This is a genomic window from Niveispirillum sp. (assembly GCF_017996735.1).
In the GTDB taxonomy this organism is placed as follows: Bacteria; Pseudomonadota; Alphaproteobacteria; order Azospirillales; family Azospirillaceae; genus Niveispirillum.
The window spans coordinates 1-1,425 of record NZ_JAGOGJ010000059.1 but is presented as its reverse complement, the minus strand read 5'-3'; the positions used below and the strand labels follow the sequence as shown (position 1 = coordinate 1,425).

The 1,425-nt window shown below is 63.9% G+C and carries 1 protein-coding gene; it reads right to left on the bottom strand.

What is annotated here, in order from left to right; genetic code table 11:
• Positions 1-1,425 (bottom strand): beta strand repeat-containing protein (locus KBA48_RS18145; protein WP_367273846.1); only part of this gene is annotated, 1,425 nt, incomplete at both ends.

The following is a 1,425-nucleotide window of genomic DNA, read 5'->3' as shown; positions in this document are numbered from 1 at the left end:
GGGTGTTGCCGCCATCGGCCAGGGTGACCACATCGGTGCCGGAGCTACCGAAGAAGGTTTCGATCTTTTCGATGGCCAGCGTGTTGCCGTTCGTACCGGACGCCGTGACAATATCCGTGCCCGCGCCGCCGGTCACGCTTTCGACCGCGTCGATTACGAAGGTGTTGCCGCTGCTGCTGGTGGCCAGAACCACATCCTTGCCGCCGCTGCCCAGAATCGTTTCGAGCAGGCTGACCGTGACGGTGTTGCCATTGCCGGTCAGCGTCACGACATCTTTATCACCGGCACCGATGATGGTTTCAACTGCGCTGACAGACAGGGTCGATCCCAGCGTGCCGGTGCCGTTGATGACATCCGTACCGGCCGAGCCGGCGACGGTTTCGACCATGGTCACGGACAGGGTGGTAGCCGCCGCCAGGGCGACGATGTCGGTTCCCGCCCCACCCTGCAGATACTCGATCTGCGATACGGTGGTGGTGGTGCCGCTGCTGGTCAGCGCGACAATCTCGGTGCCGGTGCCGCCGATCAGCGTTTCCAGGCCGACAGCCAGCAGCGTCGTGTCGTGACCGTCCAGGAACTGCGCCACATCCTGTCCGGCTCCACCGGCCAGGGTTTCCAGCAGGGCCACGGTGATGGTGTTGCCGCTGCTGCTGGCCAGGGTGACGATATCGGTGCCGATATCACCGATCAGGGTTTCGATCGCCGTGACCGACAGGGTGGTGCCCAGGGTGCCGGTGCTGGTCACCGCGTCCGTGGCGGTGCTGCCGGTCAGCGTTTCGATCAGTGAAATGGCGAAGGTGGCGCCGCCGGTCGCGACGGTCAGCGCATCCGTGCCCGTTCCGCCCTGCAGGTTTTCAACCCCGCCGATGGTGATGGTATTGCCGGAAGAGGAGAGGGTGATGTCGTCGATGCCGGTCCCGCCGGCAAGAGTGGCAATCCCACCCACCAGCATGGTGGAACCGCCGGTACCCGTGCTGGTCACCACATTGGTGCCAGACCCGCCGATCAGGGTTTCAAGCTGGCTCACGACAAAGGTTCCGCCGCCAAAGCCGGTGACGACATCCTTGCCGGCCCCGCCTTCAACGCTTTCCACCATTGATACGGCGATGGTGTTGCCCGCCGCGTCCAGAGTTACGACATCCGTTCCAAGATTACCGGTCAGGCTTTCCACGGCCGACACCGACATGGTTCCGCCACTGCTGCCCATCAGGATATGGTCCAGCCCCGCGCCGCCATTCAGGTTTTCGATCAGGGAGACCAGCATGGTGGCCCCGGACGGACCGGTGGTAGAGACATGATCGGTTCCGCTGGAGCCGATCAGGGTCTCGACGGCCTCAACCGACATGGTGGAGGGTGAGGTAAAGGTCACCACGTCCGCGCCGCTGCTGCCGATGACTGTGCGATAGCCCGCGATATCATTGGCGC